Origin of the sequence: Bartonella gabonensis (assembly GCF_903679515.1) — a bacterium.
GTDB classification, from domain to species: Bacteria; Pseudomonadota; Alphaproteobacteria; order Rhizobiales; family Rhizobiaceae; genus Bartonella; species Bartonella gabonensis.
Genome location: NZ_CAHOYM010000007.1, coordinates 15,544 through 31,466, shown reverse-complemented (window position 1 = coordinate 31,466; position 15,923 = coordinate 15,544). Strand labels below are relative to the sequence as shown.

Here is a 15,923-nt window from a genome sequence, read left to right as displayed (position 1 = left end):
TATAATTATTGTTTAATGCTGTAAAATATCGTCTTTCACGATGATAAGATGATGCAAAGATTTTATATATTTCCTCATAGTAAAGGCAGATTTTTGCTTAGAAAAAAGTGTAAGTATTTTTGCTAGAAGATGTTTGCGCTGCTTTAAAGAGGCATAGTTGCTTTTTTTGCCCATTCTTTCTCTTCTTCATTTAAATAAGGTGCATTCATCTGATAAACACAGGCATGGTAATTATTGAGCCATTGTCGTTCTTCTTGTGTTAAAAGCTCTGGGAGAATGAGTCTTCGATCAATGGGGCAATTTGTGAGTGTTTCGAATGAGAGCATTTCTTTCTCTCTACCTTCAATTTCTTGGGCTGGTTTTACAATGAGTAAATTTTCAATACGAATACCAAAAGCACCTTCCCGATAGTACCCAGGTTCATTAGAAACAATCATTCCAGGAATCAATTCTTGACATCCTCTGCTTGAAATATTTTGTGGTCCTTCATGAACAGAGAGATAAGAACCAACGCCATGACCCGTCCCATGGGCGTAATTGAAACCAACTTTCCATAAGGCAATGCGTGCTAGAACATCAATATCTTGTCCGCGTGTTCCTTTTGGAAAACAGGCGGTTGAAAGGGCAATCATGCCTTTAAGAACAAGAGTAAAACAGCGTTTTTCTTCTCCTCCAATATCCCCGATTGCGACCGTGCGTGTGACATCTGTGGTGCCATTACGGTATTGTCCACCTGAATCTACAAGATAAAGTTCACCAGCCTTGAGTTGTTTATTGGTTTTTGTCGTTACACGGTAATGGATAATAGCTCCATTTGCACCTGCTGCTGAGATTGTATCAAAAGAGAGATCTTCAAGTTTTGTCCCCATGTTTTTGGCTGTATTGATGCGAAATTCTTCTAATTTCTGAGCAGCAGAAATTTCGCTTATTGTGCTTGGTGTTTGTTTGTCTAACCAAGCAAAAAAACGGGTAAGAGCGATACCATCGCACAGATGTGCTTCTCGCGCACCTTCTAGTTCTGTGTTATTTTTAATGGCACGAGGTAGAGCGGCAGGGTCAGTAAGTGTTATGAAAGATTTGTCATCTTCTTCAAGTACAGTGTGCAACTTTTCACATGTTAACTGGGGATCTAAGGCAAAAACCATTCCTTTTTGATTATAATCTTTAATCTTTGAGATAAGCTGTTCTGGTTCATATAATTTTGCATAACGTTCCAAATATTGTTTTTGTTCTTCACCAACTTTTTTGCTGTCAATGAATAAGATTGGTGTTTCTTTTATGGGTATTAGGGCAAAACAAAGAGAAAACGGTGTGTTGGAAACATCATGGCCTCGTATATTGAATATCCATGCAATAGAGGAGGGATCTGTAAAAATAAAAGCATCTGCACTGGCTTGTTTTATACTGTTGCGAATTAAAGAGAGCTTTTCCTCGCTATCCGATCCTGCATATTTAAGAGGATGAATCGATAAGGCGGATTGCGGTGGCGGTGGTTGATCATGCCAAATAATATCAATAGGATTTTGTTGAACTGCTATAAGCTTTCCGCCTGTTTTTATTTCAAATGTTTTTTTTAATGTATCGATAGCGGCAATGGTGTGGAGCCATGGATCAAAACCAATAGAAAGTTGTTCTCCATTTCTTTCAAGCCATTGTGAGGGGGGGCAAGTTATGAGATCTTCATATTCAAAAATATGAGGATCAGTTTGTTGACGAACTTGGAGTTTATAGCGGCCATCTGTAAATATAACGGCTTTATTTTTTAAAATGAGAGCGATCCCCGCTGAGCCAGTAAAGCCAGTGAGCCAGCTTAAGCGTTGAGCATGTGGGGGAACATATTCTCCTTGATGTTCATCGCTCCGTGGAACAAGAAAGCCATCGAGCCCAAGACGATTGAGTTCTTTACGAAGAGAGGAAATACGCTCGATGGCTTGGCTGGGATCTGTTGTTGCTTCAAAAGATTGATACATAACAGCGTCCTTTTCATTTATTTCAGATGTATCGTAACCCATTCTTGACGGTGGTATGTTTCGATAAGTTTGAGCCCCTGTTTTACATAAGCTTTCAATACAAGATCATGTTGTTCTTCAAGAATTCCGGAGAGTATAAGTGAACCACCTTTTTGAAGAACTTGAATCATTTCTGGTGCAAGTTCAATAAGCGGATTGGCAAGGATATTGGCAATGATGAGATCAAAGGGTGCCCGTGATGCAATTTCATCATGGGCAAAACCTATTGCTGTAATTGCTGTAATATATTTTTCTACGCCATTGAGTGCGATATTGTGTTGTGCAACTTTGATAGCAATGGGATCAATATCGGATGCGAGAATAGTAATGGGTTTGAGCTTTGCCATGCCAATGGCTAAGATTCCACTGCCAGTACCAAGATCAAGGGCATTTTGTGGATTTTCGTGTTGCATTATTTTGGCAATCATTTCTAAACAACCGGCCGTTGTTCCATGATGTCCAGTGCCAAAAGCTTGATTTGCATCAATTTCAATGGGGAGAACATTTTCTGGAATGGTGTCTCTGTTGTGGCTTCCATGAAGGAAAAAAGGACCAGCATGTACAGGTTTTAGTCCTTCTAGGCTTTGTTGTATCCAATCAATATTGGGTAAAATTTCATGGTTGATTTTATGAGGATCTATAGAAAGGACCTGTGCAAAACGTTTCGAAACATGCTCTTGATTATCGTCGTCTACATAGAGCGAAAGTTCATAGATGGCATTTTTTTCATCTATCTCGGTAAGAGCAAGAGGATATCCTTCTTCATCAAAAGCTGTTTCCATAAGCATATAAAATTGCTCTGCTTCACTTTTAGAAGCAGTATAATACAAACGAATTTGCTGTGACATCCTGTTCTTTCTTTATAATCGGCTTTTTATTTAGTTTGAGACAAGTTTTTTGAGTCGCTCAATGGCGATTTGGTCTTTTAATTCATTATCGTCTTCATTGGGTTCATAACGGATAACGCCTGCTAACTTCCCGCCTTTTTTGAGTAAAAAAATTGCTGCGGTATGATCGTAAGTATAGTTTCCATCTTGCCCTGGTACTTTTTCAGCAACGATATTGAAAGAATTGACTATTTTATGAACTCTTTCAGGATCCCCGCTAATGCCAATAATTTTATTGGAAAAATTACTGAGATATTCATGAAGGACTTCAGGGGTGTCACGTTCAGGATCAACAGTCACAAACCATTTTCCTAATTTATCACTCTCAGGCCCAAGAGCTGTAAGCCATCGATCAAGATTTAGTAATGTCGTAGGGCAGATTTCAGGGCACATCGTAAAACCGAAGAAAATAATTGAAGGTTTACTGCGAACATCAACTTGCGTAACAGTTTGTCCATTTGAATCGGTGAGAGTAAAGCTATCACCTAAAGGTTTATTTATCAATGTATCATAAATGGCAATGCCAGCAAGAAATATAATTGTTAGTCCTAAGATGCGGATTACATTTTTCATAGCTTGTTTCTCTTAAACGAGTCAAAAAAGTCTAGCATTGGTTGGTTTGTTTTGCAATGTTTGTTTCAGGTTGATTTTATGGGTTTGGTTGATATGTCTTTCCATATTTCTTGATGAAACAATTGATGGAAGGTAATATGAATATTGAGAATGATCTTCGATTCCATGAAAACAAACCGCGTATTCATACAACGGCACGATTGCATGGTTGTAAATTGGGGCGTTATGTGGAAATTAATGAACGGGTGATTTTGCGGGATGTAACCATTGGGGATTTTTCTTATTTAGAACGTAACAGTGAGGCTATTTATAGTGATATTGGGCGCTTTTGTTCTATTGCATCTCATGTAAGGATGAATGCGTTGGAGCATCCCATGGAGCGCGTTTCTACGCATAAAATAACCTATCGTCCTAATGAATATTTCCGCTATGTACCGTTAGATTATTCTTTTCGTGAAAGGCGTTGTGCAAAACGTGTTATCATTGGGCATGATGTATGGATTGGACATGGTGCGGTTATTATGCCTAGGGTGAAAATTGGGCATGGTGCTATCATTGGTGCTAACGCTGTTGTAACAAAAGATGTTCTCCCTTATACGATTGTCACTGGTGTTCCTGCAAAGCCATTGCGGATGCGGTTTTCAGAAGGGGTGATTCAGACGCTTTTGGGGATGACTTGGTGGGATTGGCCACTTGATAAAATTTATAACGCATTGCCTGATATGCAAAATCTTCCCATCGAGGCTTTTATTCAAAAATGGAGATAATATGCAAAATAAAATGAAAAATGGCTTTTTGTTTGGAAAGGTTATGTTGTTATCTTTACGCTAAGCTTTGCTTACAAAATTATCCAGAACACGCTTTTCTCCAGCTTTTTCAAATATTATTGTCAATTTATGATCGTCTATCGCGGTAATATGACCATAACCAAATTTTATATGAAAAATTCGATCATTGATTGCAAAATTTGATGGTGCCTCAGAGACTGATTGAGCGATAACTTTTCCTTCAATGTTCTTGTTTTTTTGTGCACGCTTTTGCCTTGGTATTGCATAGTCATTATAAAAGGAATCATGATGTTGAAAGGAGGATTTTCCATAACCACCATAAGATGTTTCTATGGCTATGGCTTCTATATGTTCTTCTGGTAATTCATTTAGAAAACGGGAGGGAAGAGCAGATTGCCAAAGACCGTGAACTCTACGGTTGGATACAAACCATATATGTAAATGTTTTTTTGCTCTTGTAAGCCCCACATAAGCAAGACGCCGTTCTTCTTCTAATCCTGAACGTCCACCTTCATCTAATGAGCGTTGATGAGGAAAGAGCCCTTCTTCCCATCCTGGAAGAAAAACTGTTTCAAATTCAAGCCCTTTAGCGGAATGAAGTGTCATGATGTTGACGGCATCCATGTTTTCATCATTTTCCGTTTCCATCACCAGTGCAACATGTTCTAAAAAGCTTTGAAGATTTTCAAATTGTTCCATGGAACGGATCATTTCTTTAAGGTTCTCTAGTCGTGTGGGAGCTTCTGGTGAGCGATCTTCTAACCACATGGTGGTATAACCGGAATCGTCAAGAATGATCTCGGCAAGCTCTCTGTGGGGGGTGCATTGCAGCATATTTTGCCAGCGACGGAAGTTTTCAATAAGGCTTCGTAAAGCACTGCGTACCTTAGGTTTTAGTTCATCTGTTTCAATGATGTCAGCGGCTGCAGAAAAGAGAGAAACAGCACGTGCTCGCGCACTCTCATAAAGAATGCGTAAGCTTGCGTCGCCTACGCCGCGTTTAGGTGTATTGATAATACGCTCAAAAGCTAAATCATCAGCGGGATGGACAACAACGCGTAAATAAGCCATGGCATCACGTATTTCCATTCGTTCATAAAAACGCGGACCACCAATGACGCGATAGTTAAGGCCAAGCGTTACAAAGCGATCTTCAAATTCACGCATTTGAAATGATGCGCGTACCAAGATAGCCATATGATTTAATGCATGCCCCGCTTGCTTTGCGCGTTCAATTTCTTCTCCGATGGCTCGCGCTTCTTCTGCTGAATCCCATGCTGAATGAATTTTTACTTTTTCTTCCTCACTTTTTATTTGAGCAGAAAAAAGGATTTTGCCTAGTCTTTCTTCATTGTGAGCAATCAGATGGGAAGCGGCTTTAAGAATATGGGATGTTGAGCGATAATTGCGTTCTAGACGAATAATTTTGGCAGAAGGAAAGTCTTTTTCAAATCGTAATATGTTTTCAACTTTTGCACCACGCCATCCATAAATGGATTGGTCATCATCACCAACACAACAAAGATTAACATTTTGACCTTGAGGATGTTGTGCCAAAAGGCGAAGCCAAAGATATTGTGCTGTATTTGTATCTTGATATTCATCGACAAGAATATAGCGAAATTGAGAATGATATTCGCGAAGAATATCTGGATTGTGTTGGAAGATAGAGATAGAATGAAGCAGAAGATCGCCAAAATCACAAGCATTAAGATCTTTTAATCGACTTTGATAACTGTGATAAAGTTCGCGTCCCATGCCGTTGCCAAAGGAGTGCGCTTCACTCTTTGAGATATGTTCTGGTGAAAGTCCTTGATTTTTCCAAGAATCAATCATCATGGCAAGGTTTCGTGCGGGCCAACGCTTGTCGTCTAAGCCTTCGGCTTGAATAAGCTGTTTTAAAAGCCGGAGAACATCATCGCTATCGAGAATTGTAAAGTTTCTTTTTAAATCAACAAGCTCTGCGTGGCGGCGTAAAATTTTAGCACCAGTAGAATGAAACGTTCCAAGCCAAGGCATTCCTTCAACAACTTCACCAATAAGTTCACCAATACGTATTTTCATTTCACGAGCCGCTTTGTTGGTGAAAGTGACAGCAAGTATTTGTTGAGGAGAGGCAAGTCCAGAGCGCAGAATGTGAGAAATACGCGTTGTTAAAACGCGTGTTTTTCCAGTACCAGCACCTGCAAGAACTAAAAGAGGACCTTCAGTATTTATAACAGCTTGTTGCTGTTCTGGATTGAGCTGTTCCAAATAGTCTGTGTTATATGATTTTTTTTCTTTTAGAACACAGGAAGAAATCCCTGAGTTTTTCTCACTATGGGCTGGGGGGGCATCTTCTTCAAAGAAAGGTATGTCATCGGAAAAATTACTCATTATACCTTTTTTGTAATCTTTTTTTCATTAAAGTGCTAGGTTTAAAAAACTTTTCTTCTAAAAGCTATAACAGTTTTAATTGAACGAGAAATGTTAAAAGCAAGTATTTAAAGACGTTGAGCAAGAACACTTTGAAGAGCGTAAACACGTAAAGAGGCCGAAAGATTGATTTGTTGTGGTCTTTGGCTATCAATATCAGTAATAATAAAGGCTAAAGATTGTCCTTTTTTGCGGGCTATATCTTTGAGAATATCGAGAAAGGGTTTTTCTAAAGAGATGCTGGTTGCGTGTCCATCAACACGAACAGATATCTTTTGTGGAATGACTTTTGACCAATCAATAAAATTATTTTTGTTCATTTTTCCCCCTTTATTCGTCGTTTCGTAAACGATTTTGATCAAGGAATTTTTGTGTTTTGAAAGATTTTTGTTGCTCAAAAAGTTTTTCAGTTTTTGTTCGTCCAAAACGATAACGATTTTCCTCAGCATGAAGAGCCTTTTCTGCACGCTTTTTTTGTTTTCGAAATTGACGAAGATTTAACGGTTCAGTCATGGGAAAATTCATTTTTTCCGAAAAGAATCTAAAGAGACAACATCAGCACTTTGTTTTGTATCGTTATTTGAAGATTCTTTATTGGTACTGATATTTTGTTCGTTTGTGGGCGTATTTTCCTTTTTTTGTTTGTTTGATAGAGTGATGGGTGTTGTAGATGGAGTATTTTCTGAATCTTCATTTTCTACAGAGGGGAATTTTGAGGGCAGATCAAATGCTGCTTCAAATGTGGCTATAGGATCGTAAAAAACTTGAATGGAAGTAAAAGGAATCACAAGTTTTTCGGTAATTTCCCTGAAAGAGAGGGTTACTTCGAAGGCTGTTTCTGAAACACTGAGATCTCTAAATTGATGTTGCAAGACAATCGTCATTTGCTCAGGATAGCGATTTTTTAGCCGAGGAGAAATTTTAACGCCTGGGGCATTTGTAAAAAAAGTTATAAAAAAATGATGATTTCCCGGAAGTCCCGCTTTAGCAACTTCCGATAAAACTTTACGGATAACTCCACGAAGCGCATCCTGAACGAGAATATCGTAACGGATTTGATCTTTAACCATCGAAGTTTATTCCTTTTATTTCACGTAGCAGAATGGATCGTATTGATGTATTGATATTGTGTAATAGAATGTATTAAAAAACCAGCGGTATTTTGTCTGCGAAGTACCTCATTGAATCAAAAAAATACGAAAAACAATGTTTGATAATGTCTGAAAGATCAATCAATAACATTTTAAAAAGTGAAGGCTTCTGTTGCCAGGTGCCTTCCAACCCCGCTTAAACCTGCGACGGTTTAAGAGTCAGTTTGAAACATTCACACTGCTTCACGCAGCGAGACGTGCTTCCGCATAGTTGTCATTTGCAACTACTCATTTAGCCCGATAACGGTGGTACAATGCCGAGTAAAAGAGCGATCTTTACACCCTTGTCGATCCTATTTCGCCCCCACCAAAATATAATTTTTGTTGTTTATATTTTGGTGGAGGCGCCGGGTACCGCCCCCGGGTCCAATAGGTTTATTTCACCGTCCATTTATTACCATAGCTGGAAAGCCAGCCCTTTAAATATAGATGAAGAACAGTCTTAAGAAAAGGGGGGTTGTTAATATTTTTAATCCTCTAATTATTTATGCAGCTATTGTGAAGTGGTTGTAAAATACAGCCGCTCATTTTTGGAGAGGAGATGATGCAGAATGACAAATGATCTAGCAGATATTAAAGTATATGATTCAAACCCCGATAAAGCAGCAGTCGAGCGGCTTGAGCATCGTTTGGCTTTGGTGATGAAAAAGCAAGATGCGTCGCTTGTTGCGACATCAGATCCAAAAGAGTTAGAACGTGTTGAAAAATGGGTGCAGGATGTTTTAGGGGCTGATGAGAAAAGTGCTAAAATGGCTGTTTCAAAAGTTGCTCAGATGATGGCTGGAGAGCGTAGAAAAAGTCGTATGACTTTTTATTATTTAGTTGCTAAGCAACTCGATGCACTTCATAAAATTTAAACAATATTAAATTTGTGATAATGATAAGAAAAGCCCAAGAAATTGGGCTTTTTTATCTGGTAAATAAGTTTAATGAAGTTCGTCTTTATCGAGATATCCGCCTTTATTGATGTCTGGCATCAGGAGAATAGAGATGAGGGCAATGATCATCATCCCAATGATGTAAAAGAAGAAAACAGATTCGTATCCCATATTTTTAAATCCAAGCGCTACATATTCAGCAGAACCACCAAACAGTGCATTGCCAATGGCAAGGGAAAATCCAACACAAATTGCTCGGATTGAAGCAGGGAACAATTCTGCTTTTATGATATCCGCGATGGATGTATAAAAACTCATAATACAGAGCATTCCAATAATGATGAAGAGTGTACTCCATGCATTATGGGCATTCCCAATCATTTTAAGAACAGGAATGGTGCAGATAATAGATAAGACACTCCAAATAATGAGTGAAGCTCTTGCACCAATTTTATCGGCTAGGGCCCCTAAAAGGGGCTAGAATAACACAAAAATAAAGAGGGCGGCAGTCATGATCGTTGTTGCTGTTTGCTTATCAAAGCCAGTGGTTGTGATCAGATATTTTTGTATATAAGTGGTATAGGTATAAAATGTGAGTGATCCGCCAGCTGTGAAGCCAACAACCAAAAAGAATGCTTTTTATGTTTGCGAAAAAGTTCTTTAAGACTACCGGCGTGTTGTTCAGAGCGGCCTTTGAGGGTTGTTGTTTCATGAAGTAAGCTTCGCAGGTAAATTGCAATTATTGCTCCAAAACCACCAATCACAAAAGGAATACGCCAGCCTCATGCTTTTAACTGATCTTCAGTGAGATAAATTGCTAAAATAAATATAGTAAAACTGGCGAGAAGTTGACCTGAGATCGTTGTTGCATATTGAAAAGAAGCAAAGAGCCACGATGATTTTTAGGCGTTACTTCACTCATATCAGTGGCTGCTGTACCATATTCACCGTCAATCGAAAGTCCTTGAAACATACGGACTAATAGGAGAAGGAATGCTGCTGTTATTCCCAAAGTTTCGTAGGTGGGAAGTATGGCGATGAGGAATGAGCCACCACACATCATAAAAACAGAAATAAGCATGGAGCGTTTGCGTCCATAACGGTCGACAATGTATCCATAGCCATGCACTAATTGGGCGCTAAGAAAGCCAATAAAAAAATCCCAGCGGTTTTTAATAGTTGTGTAACCGTATCATCATCTGAGGGAAAAAATTGCGAAGCAAAATAAATTGACGTAAATGAGTAGGCGTAAAAATCATACCATTCTACGAGATTCCCTGATGCACTAGATATGATGGCAAAGATACGTTTTCTTGTATCGTGTGGTTCTAAAGTGGTTGCACTTTTCATGAATTTTCCCCTTTTAGATTTATTATTTAGAGTTGATTACGGTTTTTATTATCAAAATTCAATTCTCTAATCGTTATTTTTTATGGAAACTATTAGAGAAGGTTTACTGAAATTATATTTTCCTGTTTTTAAAAAGCCTTTATGTATGTCGTAAGGCAGAAAACTATAATCCTATAATATTGGTATGTCTTTTGATTTTGTAATTTATTTAGAGGTAACAAATTTTATATGATGCAATAAATAATCTTTTTTTCATTATGAAGTACTCAATATCAAGGTCTATAGAGTAGATTACTTCTAAGCTTATATAATTGCTGTTTTTATATAAAATGGTCATTGTTGAGTATATTGTTGCTTGTTCTCATATACAAATTTGCAATATTTAAACACATTGATTTGTAATGCTTTTATTAGATGAAACAATTTTTTTGTTTTTTTGGGGGCTGTTTGCTATGCGCTTCAATGTTGTCATCATTTGAAATCCACGCATTGATAGCTGAGAGTGTTGTCGTTGTTTATTTTTGATGCTTATACTGTTGCAAAAAAGATTTTTTCAAAATGGGGTAAATGTAAATCTTGTTATGAAAAGAAGTTATTTTCAATAGAATTTGATCTTAAATAAACTGAATTGAGTAGAAGAAAAAGAACATAATAATATGGTGAAAAAGTTCAGCTCCCACAGTTTATATTCAAGAAAGTATATTATACCAATTATAGTAAGAGAGATGGATCTATATAAAAATTAGAAATATTGAATTTATATGATTTCCACAATCAAAAGCCCTTTAAGGGCTTTTGATTTCGTATAGAAAAGTTTTTAATGGATACCATCACCTTGAAGATATCCCTTTTTCCGAGCATCTGGCAGCAAGATAGCTGCGATAAATGCAATGATCATCATGCCGGTTATATAAAAATAGAAGAGTGATTCATATCCATAATCTTTTAATCCAAGTGCAACAGCTTCGGCTGATCCTCCAAAAATCGCATTAGCAATAGCATAAGAGAGCCCCACGCCCATTGCGCGCACGGAAGCAGGAAACATTTCCGCTTTTACAATACCAGAAATGGACGTATAAAAGCTCATAATGCATAGCATTCCGATAATGATGCATAGTGCAGTCCACACATCATTCGTATTAGCAATCATTCTAAGTCCAGGAATCGTAAAGATAATAGATAAAGCGCTCCAAATAAGGAGTGAAGCTTTTGTGCCAATTTTATCAGCTAGAAAGCCAAACGCAGGTTGAAGTAACATGAAAACAAAGAGTGCAGCCGTCATTATAGTTGTGGCTGTGTGTTTATCAAATCCGGTGGTTGTGATCAGATATTTTTGCATATAAGTGGTGTATGTATAAAATGTGAGCGATCCTCCTGCTGTAAAGCCTATAACGAGAAAGAAAGCCTTCCTGTGAGTACAGAAAAGTTCCTTAAGGCTACCAGCCTGTTTTTGAGAGCGACTTTCTTTTGTGGTTGTCTCATGAAGCGAACGACGCAAATAAATTGCAACAATTGCTCCAAATCCACCAATCGCAAAAGGAATACGCCATCCCCATGCTTTTAACTGATCTTCATTAAGATAAAGCGCTAGAATGAATATAACAAGGCTGGCTAAAAGTTGCCCTCCAATGAGTGTTGCGTATTGGAAAGAGCTAAAGAATCCACGGCGATTTTTGAGAGCAACTTCACTCATATAAGTTGCTGTAGTGCCATATTCACCACCAACAGAAAGTCCTTGGAGCATTCGAAGTAAAAGTAGAAGAACTGCTGCAGTCATTCCAATCGTTTCATAGGTAGGAAGTAGAGCAATAAAGAATGAACCACCACACATCATAAAAACAGAAATAAGCATGGAGCGTTTGCGTCCATAACGGTCGGCAATGTATCCAAAGAGCCATCCACCAATTGGGCGCATAAGAAAACCAATAGCAAAGACACCTGCGGCTTTTAAAAGTTGCGCGACGACATTACCATCTGAAGGAAAAAATTGTGATGCAAAGTAAATCGATGTAAAAGAATAAACATAAAAGTCGTACCATTCCACTAGATTACCTGATGCACTGGATACTATAGCAAGGATACGTTTTCTTGTATCATGCGGTGCTAGAGTTGTTTCATTCTCCATGAAGTCTATCCCTTTAATTGTTCGCGTTTGTTGATTTATTACCCCTGTATTTATTTCCCTAAAACCTGTCTACAGTATTTTATCTTTTGCGTCAAAAACTTAATCAAATCATGGTTATTTCCTGTGCAAGATCGTTGGAGGAGAGAAATTTAAATTATATTTTTATCAATATTTACAGTTTCTATTTTCTATAATTAATAGAATCGGTCATAATATCCATATGAAAACCTATCTTGATCTTTTATCTCATGTTTTAGAACATGGCGTTGATCGCGCTGACCGAACCGGTGTTGGCACGCGGTCGGTTTTTGGTTATCAAATGCGGTTTGATTTACAGGCTGGATTCCCGTTGTTGACAACGAAAAAATTGCACTTACGTTCGATTATCTATGAGCTTTTGTGGTTTCTTAAAGGCGGTACGAATATCGCATGGTTAAAAGAACGTGGTGTATCAATTTGGGATGAATGGGCTGATAAAAATGGGGACCTTGGTCCTATCTATGGTTATCAGTGGCGTTCTTGGCCAGCGCCTGATGGGCGGCATATTGATCAAATCAGTAATCTGTTGACTATGATTAAGGAGACACCTCATTCTCGTCGTCTCATTGTCTCAGCATGGAACCCCGCATTGATAGAAGAGATGGCTCTCCCACCTTGTCATTGTTTTTTTCAGTTTTACGTTGCTGATGGTAAGTTATCTTGCCAACTTTATCAACGTTCAGCAGATATTTTCTTAGGTGTTCCATTTAATATTGCATCCTATGCATTGTTAACGATGATGATCGCGCAGGTGAGTGGGCTTAAGGTGGGTGATTTTATTCATACGCTGGGGGATGCTCATCTTTATTCTAATCATTTTGAACAGACAAAATATCAATTGTCTCGTATTCCAAATGCTTTGCCATATATGCGTATAAATCCAGCGGTAACAGATCTTTTTTCTTTTAAATTTGAGGATTTTGAATTGCTCAATTATGAAGCACACCCCCATATTAAAGCGCCGGTAGCAATATGACGATTTCTATTTGTTTAATTGCTGCTGTTGCAGAAAATAGCGTTATCGGTTGTAAAGGTGCAATGCCTTGGCATTTATCGACAGATTTGCAACGTTTTAAAGCTTTGACTTTCGGTAAGCCTGTTATTATGGGAAGAAAGACTTGGGATTCTCTTAAAAAGCCTTTACCAGGGCGTACAAATATCGTTATTACGCGCGATTGTACTTTCAGCGCTGAAGGGGGTGTTGTTGCGCACTCTTTATCGCAGGCTTGTTCTCTTGCAATACGTGTTGCTTCTCAAAATGATGTCGAGGAGATTTTTATTATTGGTGGGGGTGAAATTTTTCAACAAGGGTTTAGTTTTGCTGATAAAATATTCCTTACAGAAGTTTTGGCTTCTATAGAAGGTGATAGTTTTTTTCCTATTTTTGATAAAGAAAAGTGGACTATTGTGCAAACACAAGATATTCCAAAAGGGGATAAAGATAGCCATCCAACACGTTTTGTTGTTTATGAGCGGAAATAATTTTTTGTAATATGAAGTGGAAAAGGTTTATCAGTTGCGTAATTGAGATAAGAAGAATCCTATAAGCTTTAAGTGAAGGGTTGGTATTTGAATGAATGGTAGTCAGTGAAAGAGGTTATAATGCCCTGGACAAATCAAAATGGTGGTGGCCCGTGGAGTGGCGATAAAAATAAGAATAGTGGTGAAAAAAAGACATCAGCTAAGAATATTTTTGGTTCTGGTGGCAATCATGGTGGCGGAAATGGCCCCAATCTTGATGATATTTTGCGTAAAGGACAGGATCAGTTTAAACAATTTAGTCGAGGGGGAGTTTTTGTTTTATTCCTTCTGCTTGCTGTGTGTTTTTTGCTCTATCAGTCACTTTATATTGTTCAACAAAATGAGCAAGCTGTGGAATTGCGTTTTGGTGTGCCTAAAGAAGAAATTATCGGTGATGGTTTGCATTTTCATTTTTGGCCAATTGAGACTTATATGAAAGTTCCTTTAACGGAAAAAACAATTGCAATTGGTGGAAAGCCTGGACAGGGACAACAAAGTGAAGGTTTGATGCTGTCGAGTGATCAAAATATTGTGAATGTCAATTTTTCTGTTTACTATCGCATTTCACATCCAGGACAATTTTTATTCAATGTGAATGATCAAGAAGGAACTGTTCGCCAAGTTGCTGAAAGTGCAATGCGAGAGGTTATTGGCTCAAGACCTGTTGATGATGTTTTACGCGATAAAAAAGAAGACGTTGCTAACGATGTGAGAAAGATTACCCAGTTGACTGTAGATAAGTATCAACTCGGGGTCGAAATAAGTCGTGTATCGATCAGTGAAGCTGCTCCTCCTACCAAAGTTGCTGCAGCGTTTAATTCTGTTCAGCAGGCTGAGCAAGAACGTGGAAGAATGATTGAAGAAGGAAATCGTGTGCGTTTTACGAAGATTGGTTTGGCAAATGGTGAAGCTTCACGGACACGGGAGATCGCAAAAGGTGAAAAAGCACAGATGGTTGAAGAGGCAACAGGGCGTGCTGAACGTTTTCAGGCTATAGCTCGTGAGGCTGCAATTTCACCAGAGGTTGCGCGTTATCGTCTTTATATGGAGACGATGGGGCATATTTTTTCTTCACCAAATAAACTAATTCTCGATCAAATTAATTCTTCTGCGGTGCCTTATCTTCCTTTGAATGAATTGCTGCGGAGCAATTCATCGGAAAACGCGAAGAAAACATCGGCGCGTTCTACGTCGCTTTTGGATGCTCGTATTTCTGGAGGTCGCTAATTATGCAGCAGTCCCGTTTCTTGTTTATATGCAGTGCTATAGCATTCTTTTTGATGGTTTTATGGATGTCATTTTTTGTTGTCTATCCTCGTCAACAAGTCGCTATTAAGCGTTTTGGACAAATCGTTAAGGTAGAATCTAATCCTGGAATTTATGTGAAAATGCCTTTTGTGGATAAGATGATTGTGGTGGATAATCGGTTGTTGCGTTACGATGTTCCTACGCAATCTGTGCAAGTTCGTGGAGGGGCTTATTATGAAGTGGATGCGTTCTTTATTTATCGTATCACGGATCCTAAATTGTTTTTACAGCGTATTGCTTCAGGGCGTCCGCAAATTGCAGCACGTGAGAATCTTGCACCACGCTTTATTGACGCTTTGCGGGCTGTTTATGGTAAGCGAGAATTTAAAGCAGCTTTATCGGATGAACGCGGTGCGATGATGGCGGAGGTTCAAAGGCAATTTTCTATAGATGCAGGTTCGCTGGGTATTCGGATTGTTGATGTGCGTATTCGAAAAACCGACTTAACCGATGCTGTTTCAGAAGATGTTTATCGGCAAATGGCTGCGGAGCGGGAAGCGGTTGCGGAAAATATTCGAGCTCGCGGTCAACAAGAGCGAGATCGTATTGTCGCAGAGGCAAATCGTGAATATGAGGAAATTGTGGCGGCTGCAAAGCGTGATGCTGAAATTACGCGCGGTGAAGGACAGGCTGAAAATATTCGCATTTTACTCAATGCGCGGGAAGCGAATCCATCTTTTTACGACTTTTGGTTAGCGATGGAACAGTATAAGAATTTAGAGAGAGTTCCGATGGTCATTTCGCTAAATGAAGATTTCTTTTTTTATTTTCGCAATCCTTTGCAAGCAAAGAAAAAACTTTCATCTACAATGAGTCCTAGTTTGAGTAAAACTGATTCAAAGTCCGGTGGGGAATAGAAAGTAACAATGTAGGGAGGAT

14 protein-coding genes, 1 other RNA gene and 1 pseudogene are annotated in these 15,923 nt (G+C 38.6%); 6 read left to right on the top strand and 10 right to left on the bottom strand.

The window, feature by feature from the left end:
* Window positions 1-143 precede the first annotated feature (143 nt).
* The 3 genes from HWX04_RS02725 to HWX04_RS02715 are packed head-to-tail and all read right to left on the bottom strand — an operon-like array spanning window position 144 to window position 3,469.
* Window positions 144-1,970, bottom strand: a complete 1,827-nt coding sequence (locus tag HWX04_RS02725) for an aminopeptidase P family protein (protein ID WP_175868696.1) — start codon at window positions 1,968-1,970, stop codon at window positions 144-146.
* Window positions 1,971-1,987: 17 nt separating this feature from the next.
* Window positions 1,988-2,857 (bottom strand): 50S ribosomal protein L11 methyltransferase, encoded by an 870-nt coding sequence (locus HWX04_RS02720; protein ID WP_175868695.1) that lies wholly within the window; start codon window positions 2,855-2,857, stop codon window positions 1,988-1,990.
* A gap of 30 nt (window positions 2,858-2,887) precedes the next feature.
* Window positions 2,888-3,469 carry an SCO family protein gene (locus HWX04_RS02715; protein WP_175868694.1) on the bottom strand — a complete coding sequence of 194 codons (582 nt, stop codon included), beginning with the start codon at window positions 3,467-3,469 and terminating at the stop codon, window positions 2,888-2,890.
* 137 nt (window positions 3,470-3,606) lie between these two features.
* Here HWX04_RS02715 and HWX04_RS02710 point away from each other — a divergent pair, with 137 nt between their 5' ends.
* Window positions 3,607-4,236, top strand: coding sequence for an LbetaH domain-containing protein (locus tag HWX04_RS02710; RefSeq protein WP_175868693.1), 630 nt, complete (start codon window positions 3,607-3,609; stop codon window positions 4,234-4,236).
* A gap of 60 nt (window positions 4,237-4,296) precedes the next feature.
* Here the strand turns inward: HWX04_RS02710 and HWX04_RS02705 are convergent, their stop codons facing one another.
* The 5 genes from HWX04_RS02705 to ssrA form a co-directional block, all read right to left on the bottom strand.
* A complete protein-coding gene (locus tag HWX04_RS02705; RefSeq protein WP_175868692.1) occupies window positions 4,297-6,633 on the bottom strand; it encodes an ATP-dependent helicase in 2,337 nt (778 codons plus the stop codon).
* Window positions 6,634-6,740: 107 nt separating this feature from the next.
* Window positions 6,741-6,992 carry a ribbon-helix-helix domain-containing protein gene (locus HWX04_RS02700; protein WP_175868691.1) on the bottom strand — a complete coding sequence of 84 codons (252 nt, stop codon included), beginning with the start codon at window positions 6,990-6,992 and terminating at the stop codon, window positions 6,741-6,743.
* Between the two features lie 10 nt (window positions 6,993-7,002).
* A complete protein-coding gene (locus HWX04_RS02695; RefSeq protein WP_175868690.1) occupies window positions 7,003-7,185 on the bottom strand; it encodes a DUF4169 family protein in 183 nt (60 codons plus the stop codon).
* Window positions 7,186-7,193: 8 nt separating this feature from the next.
* Window positions 7,194-7,742: an SspB family protein gene (locus HWX04_RS02690; RefSeq protein WP_175868689.1), complete on the bottom strand. Its 549-nt coding sequence runs from the start codon at window positions 7,740-7,742 to the stop codon at window positions 7,194-7,196.
* A gap of 179 nt (window positions 7,743-7,921) precedes the next feature.
* Window positions 7,922-8,278: a transfer-messenger RNA gene (ssrA, locus tag HWX04_RS02685) on the bottom strand.
* A gap of 96 nt (window positions 8,279-8,374) precedes the next feature.
* On the opposite strand from ssrA, the gene HWX04_RS02680 reads away from it, so the two are divergent.
* Window positions 8,375-8,680, top strand: a complete 306-nt coding sequence (locus HWX04_RS02680) for a DUF2853 family protein (RefSeq protein ID WP_175868688.1) — start codon at window positions 8,375-8,377, stop codon at window positions 8,678-8,680.
* A gap of 69 nt (window positions 8,681-8,749) precedes the next feature.
* Here the strand turns inward: HWX04_RS02680 and HWX04_RS02675 are convergent.
* Window positions 8,750-10,051 (bottom strand): annotated as a pseudogene (locus HWX04_RS02675) (MFS transporter).
* 817 nt (window positions 10,052-10,868) lie between these two features.
* On the bottom strand, window positions 10,869-12,176 hold the full coding sequence (locus tag HWX04_RS02670; RefSeq protein WP_175868687.1) for an MFS family transporter: 1,308 nt from the start codon (window positions 12,174-12,176) through the stop codon (window positions 10,869-10,871).
* Between the two features lie 220 nt (window positions 12,177-12,396).
* Here HWX04_RS02670 and HWX04_RS02665 point away from each other — a divergent pair, with 220 nt between their 5' ends.
* The 4 genes from HWX04_RS02665 to hflC all read left to right on the top strand — a co-directional run bounded on the left by HWX04_RS02665 (window position 12,397) and on the right by hflC (window position 15,901).
* A complete protein-coding gene (locus HWX04_RS02665; RefSeq protein ID WP_175868686.1) occupies window positions 12,397-13,191 on the top strand; it encodes a thymidylate synthase in 795 nt (264 codons plus the stop codon).
* Entirely contained in the window at window positions 13,188-13,697 is a 510-nt protein-coding gene (locus tag HWX04_RS02660; protein ID WP_175868685.1) for a dihydrofolate reductase, read from the top strand. Before HWX04_RS02665 ends, HWX04_RS02660 begins: the two co-directional genes overlap by 4 nt.
* 120 nt (window positions 13,698-13,817) lie before the next feature.
* On the top strand, window positions 13,818-14,963 hold the full coding sequence (gene hflK / locus HWX04_RS02655) for an FtsH protease activity modulator HflK (protein ID WP_175868684.1): 1,146 nt from the start codon (window positions 13,818-13,820) through the stop codon (window positions 14,961-14,963).
* Window positions 14,964-14,965: 2 nt separating this feature from the next.
* Entirely contained in the window at window positions 14,966-15,901 is a 936-nt protein-coding gene (gene hflC, locus HWX04_RS02650; protein ID WP_175868683.1) for a protease modulator HflC, read from the top strand.
* Window positions 15,902-15,923: the final 22 nt, after the last annotated feature.